We start from the raw sequence: 19705 nt of genomic DNA, 5'->3' as shown, positions 1-19705 counted from the left end.
GCTATCGACCTACAACTTTCTGTCCCGGCTCCAAGCCTTTCAAAATCTCAATTTGTGTCGCCGTTTGCTGTCCAACCTCAACGTCCACTTCACGCTTGCCGTCCGCATCAATGACTTGAACGTAAGTACGCGATCCAATAGAACGCAGGGTAGATGGCGGGATTACAATGACATTTTCCTTGCGCTTCGTAATAATGCTGATCGAAAGCGGAGTGCCACGAGTTAAGTTTTTAGGCATATTTTTAATATCCACCTGCATAAAATCTTCCGGCTTCTCTTTATCCGTATTATTTCCGGTGCCGCCGCCATTGCCGCCTCCGCCGTTGTTGCCGCCAGTGGAATCGTCATTGGTCAGCGGCATCATTTTCACCGTGCCCTTGAACTGGCCAGCATTGCTGATTTCAGCTACAATCGGCATGCCGACAACGATTTTGGCCCGTTCATCCTTCGTCAGCTTCGCTGCCGGAATAAGCGTCGTTGTATCCGCAATGACCGCAATTGTGCTGTATGCTTTAATCGCTGCGCCCTTCTCGACATTCAGCGAAACAACCGTTCCGCTAATCGGCGCTGTCAGCGTAGCTTTCGCAATGTCAGCCTCCTGATCGACCAGTGCCTGCTTCTTCTCTTCAAATAAAATCGATCTTTCCTCGAATTCTATCGGGTCCATCTCATCGCGCGTTCTCAGCGCTTCCTTCATCGCTGTCTCTTCCTTGCGGAAGGCCAGCTTATCCATACGCAGCGTCTTGGCGAGGGCATCGACATCAAGCTGGCCAATTACTTGGCCAGCGGAGACTTTATCGCCGACCTTAATGTTCAGCTCTTTCAGGTTTTTACCGTCAAGGGTGAAAAAGACAGGCTCCTCGCGGGATGAAATCAGCTTGCCGATTACATTAACCTTCGTCTCCAGCGTAGCTGTCGTTACCTCATACTCTGGTTTCTTGGAAATTTGAGGCGGTGCAATGGAAGGCAAAACTTCCTCTTCATCTTCAGCGGGCAGCAAGGAGCAGCCGCTAGTTATTAACATGATTGCAGCAAGACTTAATATTGCGGGACGTTTAAATAAATTTCCCGTCAACCATTTCATAGACATGGTCGGCAACCTCCATAATAGTAGGATCATGTGTCGTCATACAGATCGTGACTTGTTCCGTGCGAATAATGGTTTTAAAAACATTCATAATTTGAGCGGACATGTTTGAATCCAGCTCTGCGGTCGGCTCATCCGCCAGCAGCAGTATTGGCTTATGCGCAATCGCCTTCGCAATAGCTACGCGCTGCTGCTCGCCGCCTGACAGCTCGAAGGGACGATGGTTCATCCTTTTCTCCAGACCAACCAGCTCCAGGCAGTGGTCCACCCGTTCCTTCCACGTTCCACGCGGAACGCCAGCCATCCTCAGCGACAGCTCGACATTCTCCTTCGCAGACAGCAGCGGCATCAACGCGAACGCTTGGAAGATAAAGCCCATTTCCTTGCGCCTGACAAGTGTACGCTTGTCATCGCTCAGCTTATGAAAGGGCCTGCCGTTGAACCAGATTTCGCCTTCAGTTGGCGTATCTAGTCCGCCCAGACAGTTCAGCAGCGTAGTCTTGCCCGAGCCGGAACGGCCGCGAAGCATAACGAGCTGATTTTGCCTAAGCTCCATATTAATGCCTTTGAGCACGCGCAGCGGCGCACCGCCAGCCTGAAATACCCGTTCAACATTCACAACGGAAAGCAGTGTTTCATTATGTACTTCTTTCTCTAGCTTCAGATCCTGCTTTTCTTCCTTCACTAGATCGGACTCATGCGCCGGTTGCTCATCCTTTTTTTTCTTGCTAAATAACATAGCTGATTTCTATACCTCCTCTTAAGCAGAGCGCCCTAGGATGACAATCAGGCTGCTCAATTAAAAAACCTTCATAATTCTCATCTTAACGTGTTAGACGAACGATTACAGCAAAAAGTTACAACAAAATCCGACGATTATAAAATTTTTACAAAAGCTTGAATAATCAAAAAAACTCCAGCCCTTCCGAATGGGAAAGACTGGAGCACTGCTTGCTCTATTTGCCAAACGATTGCGGATCTTCGCGCCATGCTTGAAGTTTCAGCATATCATCGCTTTGCACCTTGCCAAGCTCTACAGCTGCTTCAATAAGCTCGGAATAATTGGACAACGTTTCAAGCGGCATATTCGCCTCGGCAAATGCCGAAGTCGCCTGCTCGAACTGGTAGGTGAAAATCGCCAGTACCGCCAATACCTCGGCCCCTGCTTCGCGAACGGCAAGCCCTGCTTTAAGCGAGCTGCCTCCTGTTGAAATCAAATCTTCAATGACGACAACCTTTTGCCCAGGCTCTATGCGGCCTTCAATTTGGTTCTGCTTGCCATGGCCCTTCGCTTTATCACGAATATAAGCCATCGGCAGCCCAAGCTTATGCGCCACCCAAGCCGCGTGGGGAATACCGGCTGTCGAGGTGCCTGCGATGACTTCCACATCCGGATAACGCTCGCGGATGACAGCAGCGAAGCCATCAGCAACGAGCTCGCGAATAGCCGGGTAAGACATCGTTAGACGATTGTCGCAATAGATCGGCGACTTCAGTCCTGAAGTCCACGTAAATGGCTCATTTGGGCTAAGGGCTACTGCTCCGATTTCGAGCAGGCTGGCAGCAATTGTTTTAGGCAACTCCGAAAGTTTAACTTGGCTCATCTTAAATCAGCTCCTCAATAATCTCTTCTAATACTGCTCTTGAATTTGCTGCAGCCGTAATCGGCCTACCGATAACCATATAATCCGTTCCTTGCTTTAAAGCTTCTGCTGGTGTCATAATGCGCGATTGGTCGCCTATATCGGCACCTTTCGGGCGAATGCCTGGCGTCACCGTCTGGAAGGAAGCGCCACATGCCTGCTTGATGGCCTGCACTTCAGCAGGAGATGCCACTACGCCATTCAGACCCGCAGCGCGGGCAAGCTCTGCATAACGCAGAACAGCCTGCTCAACCGTTCCAGCAATGCCAATTTGCTCATTGAGCGTCGTTTGATTGGTGCTGGTTAGCTGAGTCACTGCAATGATACTAGGCTTTGCTTGTCCCACAGCAAGCGCAGCTTCCATGCCTTCGACCGCTGCCGCAAGCATCGCGCTTCCGCCCGCAGCATGGACATTGAACATGTCGACGCCAAGCCGGGTGACGCTGCCTGAGCCGCCTTTGACCGTGTTCGGAATATCATGCATTTTCACATCAAGGAAAACTTTGTAGCCCCGCTCCTTGAGCCCCGTTATAAACGCAGGTCCTGCTGCATAAAACAGCTGCATGCCCACCTTCATATAACAAGGAATACCTTCAAGCTCATTCAATAAACGCTCGGCAGAAGCCGCATCCGCATAATCGAGCGCAACCATAATTTTTCCGGCTGCCTGTTCCCGTTCCCGTGTCAAACTCATCGTTAACCGTCCCCTTTGCCGTATTTTCAAGAAATATGCGCATTAAAAAGGCCATCCGCCGGGCCAAGCAGCCCGCAAAAGCATAGCCATTTGCGGGCCGCAGGCAATCGGCGCTGGCCGTGCTTGCTAAAACTTATTTGTGCAGCAGTGTAGGCATCGAACGCGAGGAGAAGTTGATGGTTTCCATCATCCGCAGCAAGGCGCGAACCGTATCAAGCGACGTCATACATACGACGCCGTTCTCAACCGCTTCACGGCGAATACGGAAGCCGTCGCGCTCAGGCGTTTTGCCTTTTGTCAGCGTATTGAAGACGAATTGTGCTTTGCCTTCACGGATCAGATCAAGAATGTTCGGCGATCCTTCGCTAAGCTTGTTCACTGTCGTTACCACCATGCCCGCTTCTTCAAGCATAGCTGCCGTACCGCCAGTTGCAATGATTTTGTAGCCAATGCTGTAGAAGCCACGAAGCAATTCGAGCGCTTCTTCTTTATCTTTATCCGCAACGGTGGCAATGATCGAGCCCGTTGTCGGGATTTTCATGCCTGCGCCTAGCAAACCTTTGTACAAGGCTTTCGCATATTGCACATCGCGTCCCATAACTTCACCCGTCGATTTCATCTCCGGTGTCAAGGTAGGGTCAACACGGCGCAGCTTCGCGAACGAAAAGACCGGAACTTTAACCGATACATATTCATCTTCAGGCCACAGACCGTCTTTATGGCCAAGATCAGCCAGCTTCGTGCCAAGAATCGCTTGTGTCGCAAGGTTAGCCATCTGCAAGTTCGTTACTTTGCTCAGGAATGGAACCGTACGCGACGAACGCGGATTTACTTCAATGACATATACAATTTCGTTATGAATAACGAACTGAATGTTAACCAAGCCGATTACGTTCAGCGCCTTGGATACTTTAATCGTAATGTCGACGATTTGCTCCTTCACGCTGTCAGACAACGATTGCGGCGGATACACGGCAATCGAGTCGCCGGAGTGAACGCCTGCGCGCTCAATATGCTCCATGATGCCTGGAATCAGTACAGTGTCGCCATCACAGATCGCATCAACTTCCGCTTCCATGCCAAGCATATAACGGTCGATGAGTACAGGATGCTCAGGATTGATTTTCACAGCTACTTCCATGTAGCTCAGCAAATCCTCATCCGAATATACGATTTCCATCGCGCGGCCGCCCAATACGTAGGAAGGACGAACGAGTACAGGATAACCGAGTTTTTGTGCCGTTTCTACTGCTTCGCCAACAGAGGTTACCGTGTTGCCTTCCGGCTGAGCAACGTTCAAGCTGCGAAGCAAAGCTTCGAACTTTTTGCGATCCTCTGCCATGTCGATGCTTTCCAGGCTGGAGCCGAGAATTTTCACGCCAGCTTTGGACAGCGGAGCTGCGAGGTTAATCGCCGTTTGGCCACCAAACTGTACGATTACGCCGATTGGCTTTTCTTGCTCAATAACGTTCATGACATCTTCAAGGAATAATGGCTCAAAGTACAGGCGGTCCGATGTGCTGAAATCGGTCGACACCGTCTCTGGATTGTTATTGATAATAACCGCTTCATAGCCAGCTTTCTGAATCGCCCATACCGCATGAACCGTCGAATAGTCAAACTCAATGCCTTGTCCGATCCGAATCGGGCCAGAGCCAAGAACAAGCACTTTCTCTTTCGTCGAAGGCGTTACTTCGTTCTCTACCTCGTATGTCGAATAGTAGTAAGGCGTGCTCGCTTCAAACTCAGCGGCGCATGTATCAACCATTTTGTATACAGGTACGATATCAAGCTCTTTACGGTAAGTGCGAATATCATGCTCATTCGTGTGGCTGCCATTCGGATTGCCTTCCTTGCGAAGCTCAGCGATCGAACGGTCGGAGAAGCCTCTGCGCTTCGCCTGGTACAGCATTTCACGGGAAAGCGTTGCTTCCTGACGGATTTTATCCTCGAATGCTACGATGCCTTCGATTTTGTCCAGGAACCACCAGTCAATGTTCGTCAGATCTTGAATTTCCTGCAAAGCATAACCACGGCGGAATGCTTCGCCTACCAGGAACATACGCTCATCATCCGGCTTTTGAAGGCGTGTGCGCAGCACATCATCGCTGAGCTCTGTCGCTTCCTTCAAGTGGATGCGATGCGTGCCAATTTCAAGGGAACGAACCGCTTTATGAATCGACTCCTCGAATGTACGGCCAATCGCCATAACTTCGCCTGTCGCTTTCATTTGCGTGCCGAGCTTGCGGTTCGCATTCACGAACTTGTCAAACGGCCAGCGCGGAATTTTCGATACGATGTAATCCAGTGTAGGCTCAAAGCAAGCATACGTCTGGCCTGTTACTGGGTTCACGATTTCATCAAGCGTGTAGCCAATTGCGATTTTAGCAGCCATTTTGGCAATCGGGTAGCCTGTCGCTTTGGAAGCCAGCGCCGAAGAGCGGCTAACGCGCGGGTTAACTTCAATTACATAATATTGGAAGCTTTGTGGATCAAGCGCGAACTGTACATTACAGCCGCCTTCGATGTTCAAAGCGCGAATGATTTTAAGCGAAGCGGAACGAAGCATTTGATACTCGCGGTCCGACAGCGTTTGGCTAGGCGCTACTACGATACTGTCACCAGTATGTACGCCAACCGGGTCGAAGTTCTCCATGTTGCAGACAACGATACAGTTGTCATTCGCATCACGCATAACCTCGTATTCCACTTCCTTCAAGCCGGCAATCGATTTTTCAATCAGACATTGGCCGATTGGGCTGTACCGAATACCGGAAGCAACCGTCTCCAGCAATTCTTCTTCATTTGCGCAAATACCGCCGCCTGTACCGCCAAGCGTGTAGGCAGGACGAACGATAATCGGGTAGCCAATTTCGTTGGCAAAAGCAACTGCGCCTTCAACTGTCGTTACGATGTCACTCTCAGGTACCGGCTGCTCCAGCTCGCGCATCAGCTCGCGGAACAAATCGCGGTCCTCAGCTTTCTCAATAGCTGTCAGCTGTGTGCCGAGAAGCTGTACATTTTCCGCTTCCAATACGCCAGCGCGAGCCAGTTCTACCGCCATGTTAAGGCCTGTTTGGCCGCCAAGCGTCGGCAGCAAGCCGTCAGGACGCTCCTGACGAATGATTTGCGATACAAATTCAAGCGTAATTGGCTCGATATATACTTTATCAGCCATGTTTGTGTCTGTCATAATCGTAGCCGGGTTGCTGTTAATCAATACAACCTCGTAGCCTTCTTCCATAAGCGCCTGGCAAGCTTGCGTGCCGGCATAGTCGAATTCAGCGGCTTGGCCGATAACAATCGGGCCGGAGCCGATCACGAGAATTTTTTTGAGTTTATTATTTTTGGGCATACTGAAGCTCCCCCTTCACTTTCAACGTTTCCGCGAGTACGGCTTGGCGACGCTTTTGCGGGTTATTTATTTTATGTGTGCGAATCATACTCAGGAATTCGTCAAACAGATAGCTGGAATCATACGGTCCTGGAGCAGCTTCCGGGTGGTATTGCACCGAAAATGCAGGATGCGTATTATGCTTCAGCCCTTCAATCGTACGGTCATTGTTGTTGATATGCGTTACAATCAGACCGGAGTTCACAATTGAATCTTCCATTACGGTGTAGCCATGATTCTGGGAAGTAATGTAGCAGCGGTTCGTTGCCAATTCCTTCACTGGATGGTTGCCGCCGCGGTGGCCGAATTTAAGCTTCGTTGTGTCAGCGCCGCAAGCGAGTGCGAACAGCTGGTGTCCAAGGCAAATGCCGAAGATCGGGAACTCGCCGAGCAGCTCGGAAATCATTTTAACCGCATGTGGAACATCTTTCGGGTCCCCAGGGCCGTTGGACAGCTGAATGCCGTCCGGTGCCAGGCGGCGAATTTCTTCAGCCGTCGTGTCATGAGGCACAACTACGACGTCGCAGCCGCGCTTAGTCAGCTCGCGCAAAATGCCGCTTTTTGCACCAAAGTCTACAAGCACAATGCGCTCACCATTGCCTGGGCTTGAGAATACATGCTTCGTCGATGTGCGTGCTACTTGATCCGTCATTAGCGTGGACAAGCCAAGGCGCTCTTGCAGCTCCTCAATACGCTCATTGCCTGTTGTAAGCAGACCTCTCATCGTGCCATGCTGACGCAAAATCCGCGTCAGCATGCGCGTGTCGATTTCGCTGATGCCCGGAATGCCATATTCCTTAAGCAGCTGCTCAAGCGAATATTGGGCGCGCCAGTTGCTCGGCACCGGTTCATTGCGGCGTACGACAAAGCCGTGGATATACGGGCGAATCGACTCAAAGTCATCGCGTGAAATACCATAGTTGCCGATTAGTGGATAAGTCATCGTTACGATTTGTCCACAATAGGACGGATCAGACAATACTTCCTGGTAACCCGTAATTCCTGTATTAAAAACAACCTCACCCATCGTTTGCACTTCCGCGCCGAAGGATAGTCCTGTAAACAATGTTCCATCTTCCAATAATAATCTCGCTTGCATCCGTCTCACTCCTCAGGTCTTCGTATTCCTATATGTCAATTAGCATAACCAAGTTAACGTTCTTATGCTTGCTCCGACCACACAACCGCACCATTCACAATCGTCGCTACCGGCCAGCCTTGCAGCTTCCAGCCGCCGAAAGGCGTGTTGTTGCTGCGCGAGGCAAAGGTTGCCGGATCAACTGCGCGCTCGCTATCCAAATCCACAATCGTCAGATCGGCTGGTGCACCTGCTGCCAGGCGGCCTGTCTCGAGCTTGAACACTCGTGCCGGGTCAGCTGTCATACGATCCAGCAAGAAGCCCAGCGTCCATTTGCCGGTTTTAACAAACTGCGTGTAAAGCAGCGGGAAAGCTGTCTCAAAGCCGACGATTCCGAACGGCGCAAGCTGCATGCCGCGAGCTTTCTCTTCCGCGCTATGCGGCGCATGATCCGTTACGATCATGTCGATCGTGCCGTCCTCCAGCGCTTCGATGACCGCAGCCACATCGCGCGGCGTGCGCAGCGGCGGGTTCATTTTCCAATTGGCATCAAAGCCTGGAATGTCCTCGTCCGACAGCACTAGATGATGCGGGCAAACCTCAGCGGTTACGTTGACGCCGATTTGCTTGCCAAGGCGGATCAGCCTTACTGATTGCTCGGTGCTCACGTGGCAGACGTGATAATGAACGCCTGTCGCTTCAGCCAGCAAAATGTCGCGGCCAACATGAATCGCTTCCGATTCATTCGGAATGCCCTTCAGTCCGTTCTCGCTTGAGAACTTGCCTTCCGAGACGAATAATCCCTCAACGAGCGTATTGTCCTCGCAGTGCGCAATGACCGGCATGTCAAGCGACTTTGCCAGGGCCATCGCATCCTTCATCATTTGGGCGCTTTGTACGCCGACACCATCGTCGGTAAAGCCAATCGTACCAGCCGCTTTCAGCGCTGCAAAATCCGTCAGCTCACGTCCGAGCTGATTTTTAGAAATAGCGGCGTAAGGCAGGACGCGAACGACGCCTTCCTTCGCATTTTTGTCCAAAATGTATTTAATCGTTTCAGGTGTATCTGTCACCGGGCGAGTGTTCGGCATGCAGGCGATTGTTGTAAATCCGCCTTTCGCTGCTGAACGCGTCCCTGTTGCGATATCTTCTTTATATTCGAAGCCAGGATCGCGCAAATGCACATGCATATCGATGAAGCCGGCTGATACAAGGTTGCCCTCTGCGTCAATCACTTCTGCTGATCCTGTATCTGGCGCTGTTTCGCCGCTTGCAAGCTCGGCGATTTTGCCATCCTCAATTCGAATATGCTGCTTCACTAGGCCGTTTGCTGCTGTATCCCATACGCTGCCGTTAATAATCCATAATGACATAGTTGTTCACCCTCCCGATTTCATCTAAAAGTTAGTTTAAAGCCCGTTCAATGACGGCCATTCTGACCGGAACCCCGTGCTCCATCTGCTTAAAAATCCGGGACTTGGCATGCTCGACAAGCTCATCGTCAATTTCAACATTGCGGTTGATCGGCGCCGGGTGCATAATAATCGCGTGATCCGGCATTGTCGCTGCTCGCTCCACCGTGAGTCCAAACTGCTCGCGGTAGCTTTCAGCTGAGCTCAGCATGCCGCTTTCGTGACGCTCCAGCTGTACCCGCAGCATCATCACGACATCGGATTTCAGTGCTTCCTCCATCGTTACATAACGGGCGTCAAGGTCGGACGCCTGCAAGTTCGCAGGAGCGCAGAACTTCACCGTAGCGCCCAGCTTTTGCAGCGCATATAAGTTCGAACGCGCTACGCGGCTGTGCAAAATGTCTCCGATAATCGAGACGGTCAAACCTTTAATCGCGCCAAATTGCTTGCGCATCGTATATAGATCAAGCAGCGCCTGCGTCGGATGCTCGTTGTTGCCATCGCCCGCGTTAATCAGCGGCACTTTAATTTTCGTAGCCAGTTCGGCAAGCAAGCCAATCGGCTTAAGCCTGATGATGCCGACGTCTATGCCCATCGACTCCAAGGTACGAACGGTATCATATACCGATTCGCCCTTCTGCACACTCGATACGGCTGCCGAGAAGTTCAGCACCTCCGCCCCAAGCCGCTTCTCCGCTACCTCGAAGGAAAAGCGTGTACGCGTGCTGTTCTCGAAAAACATATTAGCTGCAAACTTGCCCTGCAGCACGTTCTGCACTTTCGTCTCCTGCTGCTCCCAATGAGCGGCACGATCCAATATGGCGATAATTTCCTCTGCGTCAAGCTCCTTCAAACCAAGCAAACTGCGCTGTTTGAGCTGTAAAAGTGTCATTTAGGCTTGCCCCCTCTGATGAATAATTTTCACCTGGTCTAAGGAATCAATCTCGGTTAGCGTAACGGAGATTTGCTCTTGTTTGGAGGATGGCACATTTTTGCCTACAAAATCCGGCCTTATCGGCAATTCCCGATGACCGCGGTCAACCAGCACAGCAAGCTGAATGCTTTGCGGCCTGCCGCAATCCATCACCGCATCCATCGCGGCGCGAATCGTCCGGCCGGTATACAGCACATCGTCGAACAAAATAATGTTGCGGTCCTGTACGACCGACAATTCGACATCCATCTCGCCGATTATGCCTGCTTCCATCTCGGTGCGGCTGCCTAGCGCCTTGCCATCATCGCGATAGCGGGTAATATCCAGCTCCTTCACCAAAACAGGCTTGCCTTCAATTTCCTGAACGCGCTCCGCTATTCTTCGGGCTAAATAAACGCCTCTTGTCCGAATGCCGACCAGCGTACAGTTGTCGATGCCTTTGTTCTTCTCCACGATCTCGTGGGCGATGCGGGTGAGTGCGCGGCGAATGGCTGCATCATCCATAATGACCAAGTGCTCTTCTTCCACCGTTACGTTACCTCCCATCCTAGCGCAGGTTGAACTGCCAACTCTCATCAAGGCGCTTTATAAAAAAGACTCCTTGCGTATTCGCAAGGAGCCCATGATTAACCGCTGTGGATTCCATCCATCTCCGCCAACCTCATGAGTTGCGGAAGATGAGGAGTTGCTAGTCCCCAGCTTAATTAATCAACTATTCACGCTACCTTGCCAGCCTCTCAGGACTGAGTTAAAGGTACAACTTTATACCAAAGGAATTATCCCACGTTCGACATAAGATGTCAAGGGGCAGCAGCAGTAAATACGTACCGCCATCCTTTGATTGGATAACTAACATATTTTTTACAGGAAGTTGGCATACTAACAAGAAATTACGGATATTTTGCCAGCAGGAGGGAAACAGATGCAGTCGCACGTATCTCAGCCGCATGAAAAAATCAGCCTGCCCGCTTCGCTCGAAGCGTGTATTAAGCATATTCAGACTGAAATCGGCGGCAGCTCCGATCTCGTCATCAAGTGCTTCTCCTGCCTGCATCTGTGGCCTGGTGCTCTCGTTTATATTGAAGGCATGATAGATGTTCAAATGCTTCATCAGTCGGTTCTAGGCTCTCTTATGGGCTATGCGAATGAGCATACGCCTAAGTTTGATGATCCAAATGATCGTCTGATCCATGTAAAAGAGGACGTTTTAATCGCTGGAAACACCGATTATATCGATGAGATGGAGCTTCTGTTTCATCGCCTGCTGTCTGGGGCTATTATTTTGCTTCTGGATAACAGCTCGCAAGCCATTAGTATTAGTGCAGCTGGCTGGGAAGACCGCAGCATAACCGAGCCACAGTCGCAATCGGTCGTTCGCGGGCCAATGGAGGCGTTCACTGAAAATTTGCGCACGAATACGACTTTAATCCGCAGAAGAATTAAAGATTCTCAGCTTTGGATGGAAACACGGCAAATCGGAAAAATAACAAAAACATCCGTTGCCCTCATGTATGTGAATCATCTCGTCGATAAAGGCGTACTCGAAGAGGTGCGGCGCAGACTGGATGATATTGATATCGACAGCATTTTGGAAAGCGGTTATATTGAGGAGCTGATTCAGGACGTCACGCTTACGCCGTTCCCAACGATTTACAACAGCGAGCGTCCCGATACCGTCGCTGCTGGACTGCTGGAAGGACGGGTAGCTATTATCGTAGACGGCACGCCGTTCGTCATGCTTGTCCCTTCACTGTTCGTCCATTTCTTCCAATCGCCCGAGGACTATTATCAGCGTGCAGATATCAGCACCCTGTTGCGGCTCATTCGCTATTTATCCTTTTTCATAGCCATGCTTGCTCCCTCCTTCTATATCGCAATTACGACCTTTCATCAGGAAATGCTGCCGACCAGCCTCCTGATTAATCTCGCAGCACAGCGCGAGGGCGTACCGTTCCCTGCGTTCATCGAAGCTATGCTTATGGAGCTTACCTATGAAATTCTGCGCGAAGCGGGCGTACGCATTCCGAAAACGGTAGGACAGGCTGTATCCATCGTCGGCACGCTCGTTATCGGACAGGCAGCTGTTGACGCTGGGGTCGTATCGGCGGCGATGGTCATTATCGTCTCGATTACCGCCATATCGAGCTATGTCATTCCAGAGAACGGCATGGCGATTTCCGTGCGGATATTGCGCTTTTTACTCATGATCTTAGCGGCAACGTTCGGATTTTTCGGTATTTTGCTTGGACTGCTGGCCATTTTGCTGCATTTGACGAATTTGCGTTCTTTTGGTGCAGCCTACATGAGTCCATTCGGCCCATTCGTAGCCTCAGATATAAAGGATTCACTGTTTCGCATGCCATGGACGCATATGATCAATCGGCCCTATTCCAATGGCAGCGGACAAAAAAAAAGGCAAAAAAAACGTACAAAGCGCTTATAAGGAAGGGGCAGCACAGCACATGAAAAAAACATTCCTTTCCCTGCTGGCCTCCACATTGCTGCTGCTGACATCGGGCTGCTGGGATCGACAGGAAATGAATGATCTGGGTATTGTACTTGCAATGGCAATCGATAAGGGCAAAAACAATATGCTGGAAATATCCTGCCAGATCGTCGTCCCATCAGAGGTCGCCTCCAATTCGGGAAAAAGCACGACAACGCCCGTTACGCTGTATCAGGCAAGCGCCCCTACCATTCTTGAGGCGATACATAAAATAAGTCTTACTAGTCCAAGGATTAATTATTTGTCCCACATTCGCGTTCTTATTTTCAGTGAAGCTGCCGCTAAAATGGGGATTGCTGATGAACTGGAAAATCTAATCAGGCAGCCGGAGGTACGTCCAGATTATTATGTTATGGTTGCGCGTCATTCCAGAGCTGCGGATATTCTGAACATTTTAACCCCTTTGGAAAGCATACCAGCCAATAACTTGTTCCTTTCTTTGCAAAATTCATCCAAAACCTGGGCTCCCACCATAACGGCCTCCTCTGACGATTTATTGGAAAAAATGGTTAGCGACGGTGTGGAGCCTGTACTGACAGGCGTAGAGATTATTGGAAATAAAAGCGAAGGCGGCAGCAAAGATAATTTGACTACCATTAAACCAAAAGCAAATTTGACATTTACCGGAATGGCCGTGCTTAGGAAAGACAAGCTGATTGGATGGATGAATGAGCAGGAAAGCAAAGGCTACAACTATATTACGAATAATGTAAAAAGCACGACGGGCAATTTGCCTTGCCCGGACAATAATGGCAAGCTGAGCATTAGCGTCTTGCGATCCCAAACCGATGTCATTCCCAAGCTTGTAGACAACAGACCGGTCATGCTTGTTAAAATCAACCATATGTCCAGCATTATGGGAGACAGCTGCACTACGCCAATCTCTGGTCAGAAACAAATCAAGGCAATAGAAAAAATGGCAAGCGACAAAATAATCAGATTGATGAAAAAAACCATTGCCACTGCTCAAAAACGTTATAAAGTAGATATTTTCGGGTTTGGGCTAAACATTAGCCGCAACAATCCGAAGCTGTGGGCACAGCTCGGCGATCATTGGGAAGAGGAGTTTCCAAAGCTGAAAGTAGAATATGAGGTTCATGTCCAGACGCGTCGGGTCGGCATGCTGGACGATTCCATTTTGCAGGATATAAAGGAGTAAAGCGATGTCCCTTCCAACCCTTGTTGTGTTATGCGTCTCCATCTCCTTTGGTATGATTCAAATGCCCGCCCTGTTCAAAAAAAAGCTAAAACGCGAAGCATGGGCGTATTTCTTTTTGCTAAGTGCCGGAACGGCTTTCAGCATTTATGCAGCCAATGTGCAGCCCGTGCCAAGCCCGCTTAATGCTTTAATTACCATTTACGAGCCCATTAACCAATTTTTCGACCGACTGTTTCGATCTTAAGCTATGAAAGGAGCCCTTTGCCATGCTGGAAAAAGGAAGAATTAGCGCTAGACAGCTGACCGTGCTTATTTTTTTAGCCGTCATCGGCGATATGATTTTGATCATACCTGCTGTAGTAGCGGGCTATGCGCAGCAGGATGGCTGGATAGCCTCCTTGCTCGGCATGCCCATTGGGCTGTTTTTTCTCTGGCTTATGCTCCATTTAAGCAGCTTTTATCCGCAGCTCAATCTCGTTCAAATAAACGACCGCATACTTGGAAAATGGCTTGGAGCGCTCATGAGCTGCGCCTATCTGCTCTTTTTCCTACTGGCCGGATCAACGTTCATCCGGGAAGTAGGCGATTTTTTGACGACACAGCTCTTTCAATCGACACCCATTCGTTACATTCATTTATTGTTTGTGCTAATTTTACTTTGGGGCGTATGGAATGGCCTTGAGCCCATTGCCAGAAGCGCTGAAATATTGCTGCCGCTGTTTATTATTATTTGTGTGGGTTTAATCGTGTGCCTGATCCCGCAAATGGATTTGGAACGATTAAAGCCTTTTCTAGGCTCGGAGCGGCTATCCTTTGCCCATGCCACTCTAATGGCCAGCGTCTACCCGTTCGGAGAATTGTGCTCCTTTCTCATGATATTTCCCTATGCTGCAAGGCCGGCTCATCGCCATAAGGATGTGCTGCTCGCCGCCTGGTGCGCCTCCCTGCTCCTGTTCTCGCTTGTGTTTATTTCCTTGACCGTACTTGGGGCTTATTTTACCGAGCACAATATTTACTCCACGTATGTGCTAACGCAAAAAATTAACATTGGCGCTTTTCTTCAACGAATAGAAGCTTTCATGGCAACAGCGTGGGTCATTTCGACCTTCTTCAAAACGGTGCTCTATTATTACGCGTTTATGGTAGGGACGGCACAGTTGCTCAGGCTTTCTACTGCAAAGCCGCTGATCATCCCGACGTCATTTCTGATGTTCGGCCTGGCGATGATGGTGGCGCCCAATCTTTTATATTATGTTAAAACCATTGTCCCTTATTGGATTGACTGGGATTTCACCTATGCCTTTGTGCTGCCCCTGCTGCTCATTGTCGTTTATTATATGAAGAAAAAATTCAAACAAGGATAACCAACGCGAGAACAGCAGCGCTGCACATAAGAGATAGCCGTATCCATACTTATTATTAAAAAAAGCTCCGCAACCTGAGGTTGCGAAGCTTTTTTTTAACGCATATCTTATGCAAGCCGCTTGGCTTACAGCGACATTTTGCGAATACGCTCAACCGCTTTTTCCGTGTTCTCGCGGCTGCCGAAGGCAGTCAGGCGGAAGTAGCCTTGGCCGCTTTGTCCAAAGCCGACGCCTGGCGTACCCACGATGTTCGCTTCCGAGAGCAGCTTGTCGAAAAATGCCCATGAATCAAGGCCGTGTGGCGTTTTGAGCCAAATGTAAGGCGCATTTACGCCGCCAAATACTTCAAGGCCGAGCGAAGCAAGACCGTCGCGAATAATTTTCGCATTCGTCATGTAGTAGTCAACCAGCGCTTTAATCTGCTCTTTGCCTTCTGGCGAGTAGATCGCTGCTGCACCGCGCTGAGTAACGTAAGACACACCGTTGAACTTCGTTGTGTGACGACGGTTCCACAGATCATTAATCAATACTTCCTTGCCGTTGTCATCGAAGCCTTTCAGCTCGCGAGGAACGACGGTGTAAGCACAACGAACGCCTGTGAAGCCTGCAGTTTTGGAGAAGCTGCGGAATTCGATGGCGACTTCCTTCGCGCCTTCGATTTCATAAATGCTATGCGGCACATCCGATTCTTGGATGAAGGCTTCATAAGCTGAATCGTAAAGAATGATGCAGTTGTTGCTTTTCGCATAATCAACCCATTTTTGCAATTCCTCGCGGGAAAGCGTCATGCCCGTCGGGTTGTTTGGGTAACAAAGGTAAATCAGATCCACCTTGCGGTCTGGCAGGCTTGGCGTGAAGTTGTTTTCCGCCGTGCATTCCAGGTAAACGATATTTTCATAACGCTTCGAATCGGTATTGTATTTGCCGGAGCGTCCAGCCATCACATTCGTGTCCACATAAACCGGATAAACCGGATCTTGAACAGCGACGATGCTGTTTTGGCTAAAAATCTCCTGAATGTTGCCAACGTCGCATTTCGAGCCATCGCTCAAAAAAACTTCGTTCGTTTGAATATCGACCCCGCGTGCCTTGTAATCATTCTCAATAACTGCATTAATCAAGAAATCATACCCTTGCTCCGGGCCATAGCCGCGGAATGAACCGGGAACAGCCAGCTCGTCCACTGCTTCATGCATCGCTTTAACAACCGCTTCCGGCAAACCCCGCGTAACGTCGCCAATCCCTAAGCTGATAATTTCAGCATTTGGATTTTCTTTAATAAACTGTGTACGGCGTTTCGCAATTTCAGAGAATAAATAGCTGCCTTGCAGCTCCTGGTAATTATGATTAATGTTCGTCATTATTTATCACCAATCCTTTAACTACTAGAATAGCTTACTTTTCCCTGAGACTTAATAAAGGATTTGCCCAAAAGTTTGTATTTTTGCGCTACTGCAAAGCTGCACACCTGCTAGCCTGTCTTCGATTTAACGACCGCGAAGCACGTTCAATACATGGTTCATATCGCCAGGAATCGGCGCTTCGAAATGCATGAGCTCGCCTGTGCGCGGATGCTTAAAGCCAAGCACGGCTGCATGCAAGGCTTGCCCCTTGAGCGCGACCGTTTTATTGCGTCCATACATCGGATCGCCTGCCAGCGGATAGCCGATATATTTTAGATGCACGCGGATTTGATGCGTGCGCCCTGTTTCCAGCTGAAGCTCCACTAGCGAATAGTCTTCCCCAATACGCTCGATAACCATGAAATGCGTGACCGAATGCTTGCTGTTGCGCTCCGTGACCGTGAACATTTTACGATCATTCGTATCTCTGCCGATCGGCGCATCTATCGTGCCATGGTCATGCGGCAAATTGCCATGCACCAAACCGATATATTTGCGCGTAATGGTGTGGTCCTTCAGCTGCGCAGCGAGCGAAGCGTGAGCCAAATCATTTTTCGCAATCATCAGCAGTCCTGAAGTGTCCTTGTCAATGCGGTGGACGATGCCGGGACGCAGTACACCGTTAATGCCCGACAAGTCTTTGCAATGATACATGAGCGCGTTGACAACGGTACCGGATGAATGACCCGGCGCAGGGTGAACGACTAATCCACGCGGCTTATTAATGACGATAACGTCGCTATCCTCATAGACGATATCAAGCGGAATATTTTCAGGATCGATGACCGCCTCTTCCAGTTCTGGAATCGTAACGACGATAACATCGCCGGCAGCAACTTTATAATTTCTTTTGCCTATTTGTCCGTTCACCGTAACCGCCTCAGCCTTAAGCCATTCCTGTACTTGCGTACGCGATATTGCCGGATCATCCATCGCTTCGGTTACGACTTTATCCAGACGTTCGCCAGCTTGATCCTCGTCAATGACAAACCCCACTTGTTCCTGTTCTTCCTGATCCATCTCTTGCTCTACCTCTTGTCCATCAAACGGTTTGCTGCTCATTCGGGTTAGACTCCTTATCCTCTTCACTTCTCATTTGATCCTGCTTCTCTTGTTTCGAGGTCAGCAAGGCATCAATCAATATCAGCACGACACCTACACAAATCGCCGAATCAGCGACATTAAAAATCGGGAATGAATAGCTGCCGAAATTAAACAACAGGAAATCGACAACTTCGCCGTACATCGCCCGGTCAAGAAAATTGCCGAACGCTCCGCCAAGCACAAGTCCAAGACCTGTTAACAACCATACTTTGCCGAGTTTCCGAGTCGTTTGTATGTACCAGATAATCGCGGCTAAAATAACAATTGTAATGACGATAAAAAATAAACGCTGCTCCTGCAAGATACCAAAGGCAGCTCCCCTGTTGCGATGCGAAGTAATGTAAAAGAAATTGCCAATTACACTAATCAAATCACCCAGGTTCATCTTTGTCGCAATTATTTTCTTCGTTATAAAATCTACAACAAATACGAATAAAGCGATCCAGTAGTAGTAATAACGCATCTACTTTCTCCTTTCGTTGTGCATGCAAGGCCTATCCGTCTGCATAACATTCCGTCATATGTCCCAAGCTATTGTAGCATAGTCAATATGGAATGAGCCAGCCTCTGCGGCGCAGAGGACTAAATGAACAAAGGACGGTGCCTGCCATGCGGCTGCCTACGATGGAACAGCTTAGCGAGCTTCACGCTCGATTAATATCGGACAAGCAAGACATTGAACAACGACTTGAGCATAACGGGCATTATGGCCTTGATTCCGAGTGGAAAGCAAGCAACAGCGAGCTGTCAGCGGTGGACAATCATCCAGCAGATGCTGGAACCGATTTATTCGAGCGCAGCAAGGATATTGCCCTGCTGGAGCAAGAGGAGCTGCATTTGAACAGAATCGATGCGGCGCTGGAAGCTTTTCAAAACGGGACCTATGGTTCCTGCATCGTTTGCAAGGAGCCGATTCCTTATGAGCGGCTGGAGGCGATCCCCGATTGCTTATATTGTCTAGACCATGCCCCGCGTCAGGATCTAACTTATCATCGTCCTGTGGAGGAAGAAACGATCCAACTGCCTTACGGCTATTCCAGTGAAAAAGCATATACGGGCTGGGCCGGCTTCGACGGTGAGGATGCATGGCAGATTGTCGAGCAATGGGGCAACTCGGACTCCCCGGCCATGTCTGCTAACCGCGAGGCCACCGATTATGAGCATATTGGCTCTGCTTCAGAGGAAAATGAAGGTTTTGTGGAGCAGCTTGAAAGCTTCGTCGCCACCGATATAACCGGACGCCATGTGTCCATTATTCATAATTCACAATATAAGCGTTATATGGAAAGCAGCGAAGGCGACCATCATTTGGAGCAGGACAGTTAAAGCCATTTCGCTAACGGACGGCAGCCTCCGTTATTTGTTCATAAAATGCCCCTGCTCTTGCCCTACTGGCGTTATGAATAAATAGCGGAGCGTTGGTCCGTGTATGTGAACAGCTGCTTAGTAGTTTTTCCCTTCCAGCTGAATCTGCACGATGCGAACGATATCCGCGATATAGTCGCCGATAATTGGCAAATTGAGCGCCCCTAATATTTGCAATACATACAGAATCGTCGCTGCAAAAAAGGTAAAGCCAATCGCGATACCGACGCCTCTGGCCAATCCGGCAAGCACATTGCGCCATATGAGGCTAATCGGCCGATTGAGCAAATCTACATATTCTGCGATTTGCGTACGCTCCATTTCTGCCGCTATTTTGCTAAGCCTGCTATCCAGCTTGCTCAGCGTATGTTCAAGCGACTGCTCTTCCTTCACTGAACGAATCGGCTTGCGCTCCTGCTCTTTCATCTCGGCATCCCTCCTAGGCATAAAATAAGGAAAAAACGAGCATAGGCTATGCTCGTTTTTTATTAGCTCCTTATACTATATCCTTAAACGCCTTTTTCTTATGCTGATTAAAAGAAGCCCGGCACAAAATTGTTCG

18 protein-coding genes are annotated in these 19705 nt (G+C 49.5%); 5 read left to right on the top strand and 13 right to left on the bottom strand.

The genetic code is table 11. The features are described from left to right. Window position 1 precedes the first annotated feature (1 nt). The 9 genes from AC50YG_RS10380 to pyrR form a co-directional block, all read right to left on the bottom strand. Window positions 2-1090 (bottom strand): efflux RND transporter periplasmic adaptor subunit, encoded by a 1089-nt coding sequence (locus AC50YG_RS10380; RefSeq protein ID WP_341282210.1) that lies wholly within the window; start codon window positions 1088-1090, stop codon window positions 2-4. Next, window positions 1056-1826, bottom strand: a complete 771-nt coding sequence (locus AC50YG_RS10375) for an ABC transporter ATP-binding protein (RefSeq protein ID WP_494826634.1) — start codon at window positions 1824-1826, stop codon at window positions 1056-1058. Before AC50YG_RS10375 ends, AC50YG_RS10380 begins: the two co-directional genes overlap by 35 nt. 217 nt (window positions 1827-2043) lie before the next feature. After that, window positions 2044-2691 (bottom strand): orotate phosphoribosyltransferase, encoded by a 648-nt coding sequence (gene pyrE / locus AC50YG_RS10370; RefSeq protein ID WP_473759652.1) that lies wholly within the window; start codon window positions 2689-2691, stop codon window positions 2044-2046. A gap of 1 nt (window position 2692) precedes the next feature. Beyond that, window positions 2693-3424: an orotidine-5'-phosphate decarboxylase gene (gene pyrF / locus AC50YG_RS10365; RefSeq protein WP_494826631.1), complete on the bottom strand. Its 732-nt coding sequence runs from the start codon at window positions 3422-3424 to the stop codon at window positions 2693-2695. A gap of 133 nt (window positions 3425-3557) precedes the next feature. Continuing rightward, on the bottom strand, window positions 3558-6779 hold the full coding sequence (carB, locus tag AC50YG_RS10360; protein ID WP_494826630.1) for a carbamoyl-phosphate synthase large subunit: 3222 nt from the start codon (window positions 6777-6779) through the stop codon (window positions 3558-3560). Continuing rightward, window positions 6766-7917, bottom strand: a complete 1152-nt coding sequence (locus tag AC50YG_RS10355; RefSeq protein WP_494826629.1) for a carbamoyl phosphate synthase small subunit — start codon at window positions 7915-7917, stop codon at window positions 6766-6768. The genes carB and AC50YG_RS10355 overlap by 14 nt, the downstream gene beginning before the upstream one ends. 62 nt (window positions 7918-7979) lie before the next feature. After that, window positions 7980-9269 carry a dihydroorotase gene (gene pyrC, locus AC50YG_RS10350; protein WP_494826628.1) on the bottom strand — a complete coding sequence of 430 codons (1290 nt, stop codon included), beginning with the start codon at window positions 9267-9269 and terminating at the stop codon, window positions 7980-7982. 31 nt (window positions 9270-9300) lie between these two features. Further along, window positions 9301-10200 carry an aspartate carbamoyltransferase catalytic subunit gene (locus AC50YG_RS10345; RefSeq protein WP_046230438.1) on the bottom strand — a complete coding sequence of 300 codons (900 nt, stop codon included), beginning with the start codon at window positions 10198-10200 and terminating at the stop codon, window positions 9301-9303. Next, entirely contained in the window at window positions 10201-10746 is a 546-nt protein-coding gene (gene pyrR / locus AC50YG_RS10340; RefSeq protein WP_231594201.1) for a bifunctional pyr operon transcriptional regulator/uracil phosphoribosyltransferase PyrR, read from the bottom strand. A 418-nt stretch (window positions 10747-11164) separates the two neighbouring features. Between pyrR and AC50YG_RS10335 the strand changes: the two genes are divergently transcribed. The 4 genes from AC50YG_RS10335 to AC50YG_RS10320 are packed head-to-tail and all read left to right on the top strand — an operon-like array spanning window position 11165 to window position 15271. Beyond that, entirely contained in the window at window positions 11165-12685 is a 1521-nt protein-coding gene (locus AC50YG_RS10335) for a spore germination protein (RefSeq protein WP_494826627.1), read from the top strand. 19 nt (window positions 12686-12704) lie between these two features. Continuing rightward, window positions 12705-13907, top strand: coding sequence for a Ger(x)C family spore germination protein (locus AC50YG_RS10330; protein WP_494826625.1), 1203 nt, complete (start codon window positions 12705-12707; stop codon window positions 13905-13907). A 4-nt stretch (window positions 13908-13911) separates the two neighbouring features. Then, a complete protein-coding gene (locus tag AC50YG_RS10325; protein WP_473759664.1) occupies window positions 13912-14151 on the top strand; it encodes a hypothetical protein in 240 nt (79 codons plus the stop codon). Window positions 14152-14173: 22 nt separating this feature from the next. After that, the gene (locus AC50YG_RS10320; protein ID WP_494826623.1) at window positions 14174-15271 is read left to right on the top strand and encodes a GerAB/ArcD/ProY family transporter; all 1098 of its coding nucleotides are present in this window, start codon (window positions 14174-14176) and stop codon (window positions 15269-15271) included. 125 nt (window positions 15272-15396) lie between these two features. Here the strand turns inward: AC50YG_RS10320 and AC50YG_RS10315 are convergent, their stop codons facing one another. From AC50YG_RS10315 to lspA, 3 genes are all read right to left on the bottom strand, one after another. Continuing rightward, the gene (locus tag AC50YG_RS10315; protein WP_473759667.1) at window positions 15397-16632 is read right to left on the bottom strand and encodes an LL-diaminopimelate aminotransferase; all 1236 of its coding nucleotides are present in this window, start codon (window positions 16630-16632) and stop codon (window positions 15397-15399) included. A gap of 126 nt (window positions 16633-16758) precedes the next feature. After that, window positions 16759-17694 (bottom strand): RluA family pseudouridine synthase, encoded by a 936-nt coding sequence (locus AC50YG_RS10310; RefSeq protein ID WP_473760234.1) that lies wholly within the window; start codon window positions 17692-17694, stop codon window positions 16759-16761. Window positions 17695-17716: 22 nt separating this feature from the next. Next, window positions 17717-18241 (bottom strand): signal peptidase II, encoded by a 525-nt coding sequence (lspA, locus tag AC50YG_RS10305; RefSeq protein ID WP_341282200.1) that lies wholly within the window; start codon window positions 18239-18241, stop codon window positions 17717-17719. A 146-nt stretch (window positions 18242-18387) separates the two neighbouring features. Here lspA and AC50YG_RS10300 point away from each other — a divergent pair, with 146 nt between their 5' ends. Beyond that, complete coding sequence (locus AC50YG_RS10300; RefSeq protein ID WP_494826621.1) at window positions 18388-19104, top strand: TraR/DksA C4-type zinc finger protein; 717 nt, start codon at window positions 18388-18390, stop codon at window positions 19102-19104. A 117-nt stretch (window positions 19105-19221) separates the two neighbouring features. On the opposite strand, the gene AC50YG_RS10295 is transcribed toward AC50YG_RS10300, so the two are convergent. Then, on the bottom strand, window positions 19222-19569 hold the full coding sequence (locus AC50YG_RS10295) for a DUF5665 domain-containing protein (RefSeq protein WP_494826620.1): 348 nt from the start codon (window positions 19567-19569) through the stop codon (window positions 19222-19224). Window positions 19570-19705: the final 136 nt, after the last annotated feature.

This window comes from Paenibacillus sp. J31R34 (genome assembly GCF_059383715.1).
This window is presented reverse-complemented; position numbering and strand designations above follow the sequence as displayed.

Bases quoted from the DNA above. Each gene is read 5' to 3' on its own strand.
- AC50YG_RS10380 (WP_341282210.1), bottom strand. From the start codon at position 1,090: ATGTCTATGAAATGGTTGACGGGAAATTTATTTAAACGTCCCGCAATA.
- AC50YG_RS10375 (WP_494826634.1), bottom strand. From the start codon at position 1,826: ATGTTATTTAGCAAGAAAAAAAAGGATGAGCAACCGGCGCATGAGTCC.
- pyrE (WP_473759652.1), bottom strand. From the start codon at position 2,691: ATGAGCCAAGTTAAACTTTCGGAGTTGCCTAAAACAATTGCTGCCAGC.
- pyrF (WP_494826631.1), bottom strand. From the start codon at position 3,424: ATGAGTTTGACACGGGAACGGGAACAGGCAGCCGGAAAAATTATGGTT.
- carB (WP_494826630.1), bottom strand. From the start codon at position 6,779: ATGCCCAAAAATAATAAACTCAAAAAAATTCTCGTGATCGGCTCCGGC.
- AC50YG_RS10355 (WP_494826629.1), bottom strand. From the start codon at position 7,917: ATGCAAGCGAGATTATTATTGGAAGATGGAACATTGTTTACAGGACTA.
- pyrC (WP_494826628.1), bottom strand. From the start codon at position 9,269: ATGTCATTATGGATTATTAACGGCAGCGTATGGGATACAGCAGCAAAC.
- AC50YG_RS10345 (WP_046230438.1), bottom strand. From the start codon at position 10,200: ATGACACTTTTACAGCTCAAACAGCGCAGTTTGCTTGGTTTGAAGGAG.
- pyrR (WP_231594201.1), bottom strand. From the start codon at position 10,746: ATGGATGATGCAGCCATTCGCCGCGCACTCACCCGCATCGCCCACGAG.
- AC50YG_RS10335 (WP_494826627.1), top strand. From the start codon at position 11,165: ATGCAGTCGCACGTATCTCAGCCGCATGAAAAAATCAGCCTGCCCGCT.
- AC50YG_RS10330 (WP_494826625.1), top strand. From the start codon at position 12,705: ATGAAAAAAACATTCCTTTCCCTGCTGGCCTCCACATTGCTGCTGCTG.
- AC50YG_RS10325 (WP_473759664.1), top strand. From the start codon at position 13,912: ATGTCCCTTCCAACCCTTGTTGTGTTATGCGTCTCCATCTCCTTTGGT.
- AC50YG_RS10320 (WP_494826623.1), top strand. From the start codon at position 14,174: ATGCTGGAAAAAGGAAGAATTAGCGCTAGACAGCTGACCGTGCTTATT.
- AC50YG_RS10315 (WP_473759667.1), bottom strand. From the start codon at position 16,632: ATGACGAACATTAATCATAATTACCAGGAGCTGCAAGGCAGCTATTTA.
- AC50YG_RS10310 (WP_473760234.1), bottom strand. From the start codon at position 17,694: ATGGATCAGGAAGAACAGGAACAAGTGGGGTTTGTCATTGACGAGGAT.
- lspA (WP_341282200.1), bottom strand. From the start codon at position 18,241: ATGCGTTATTACTACTACTGGATCGCTTTATTCGTATTTGTTGTAGAT.
- AC50YG_RS10300 (WP_494826621.1), top strand. From the start codon at position 18,388: ATGCGGCTGCCTACGATGGAACAGCTTAGCGAGCTTCACGCTCGATTA.
- AC50YG_RS10295 (WP_494826620.1), bottom strand. From the start codon at position 19,569: ATGAAAGAGCAGGAGCGCAAGCCGATTCGTTCAGTGAAGGAAGAGCAG.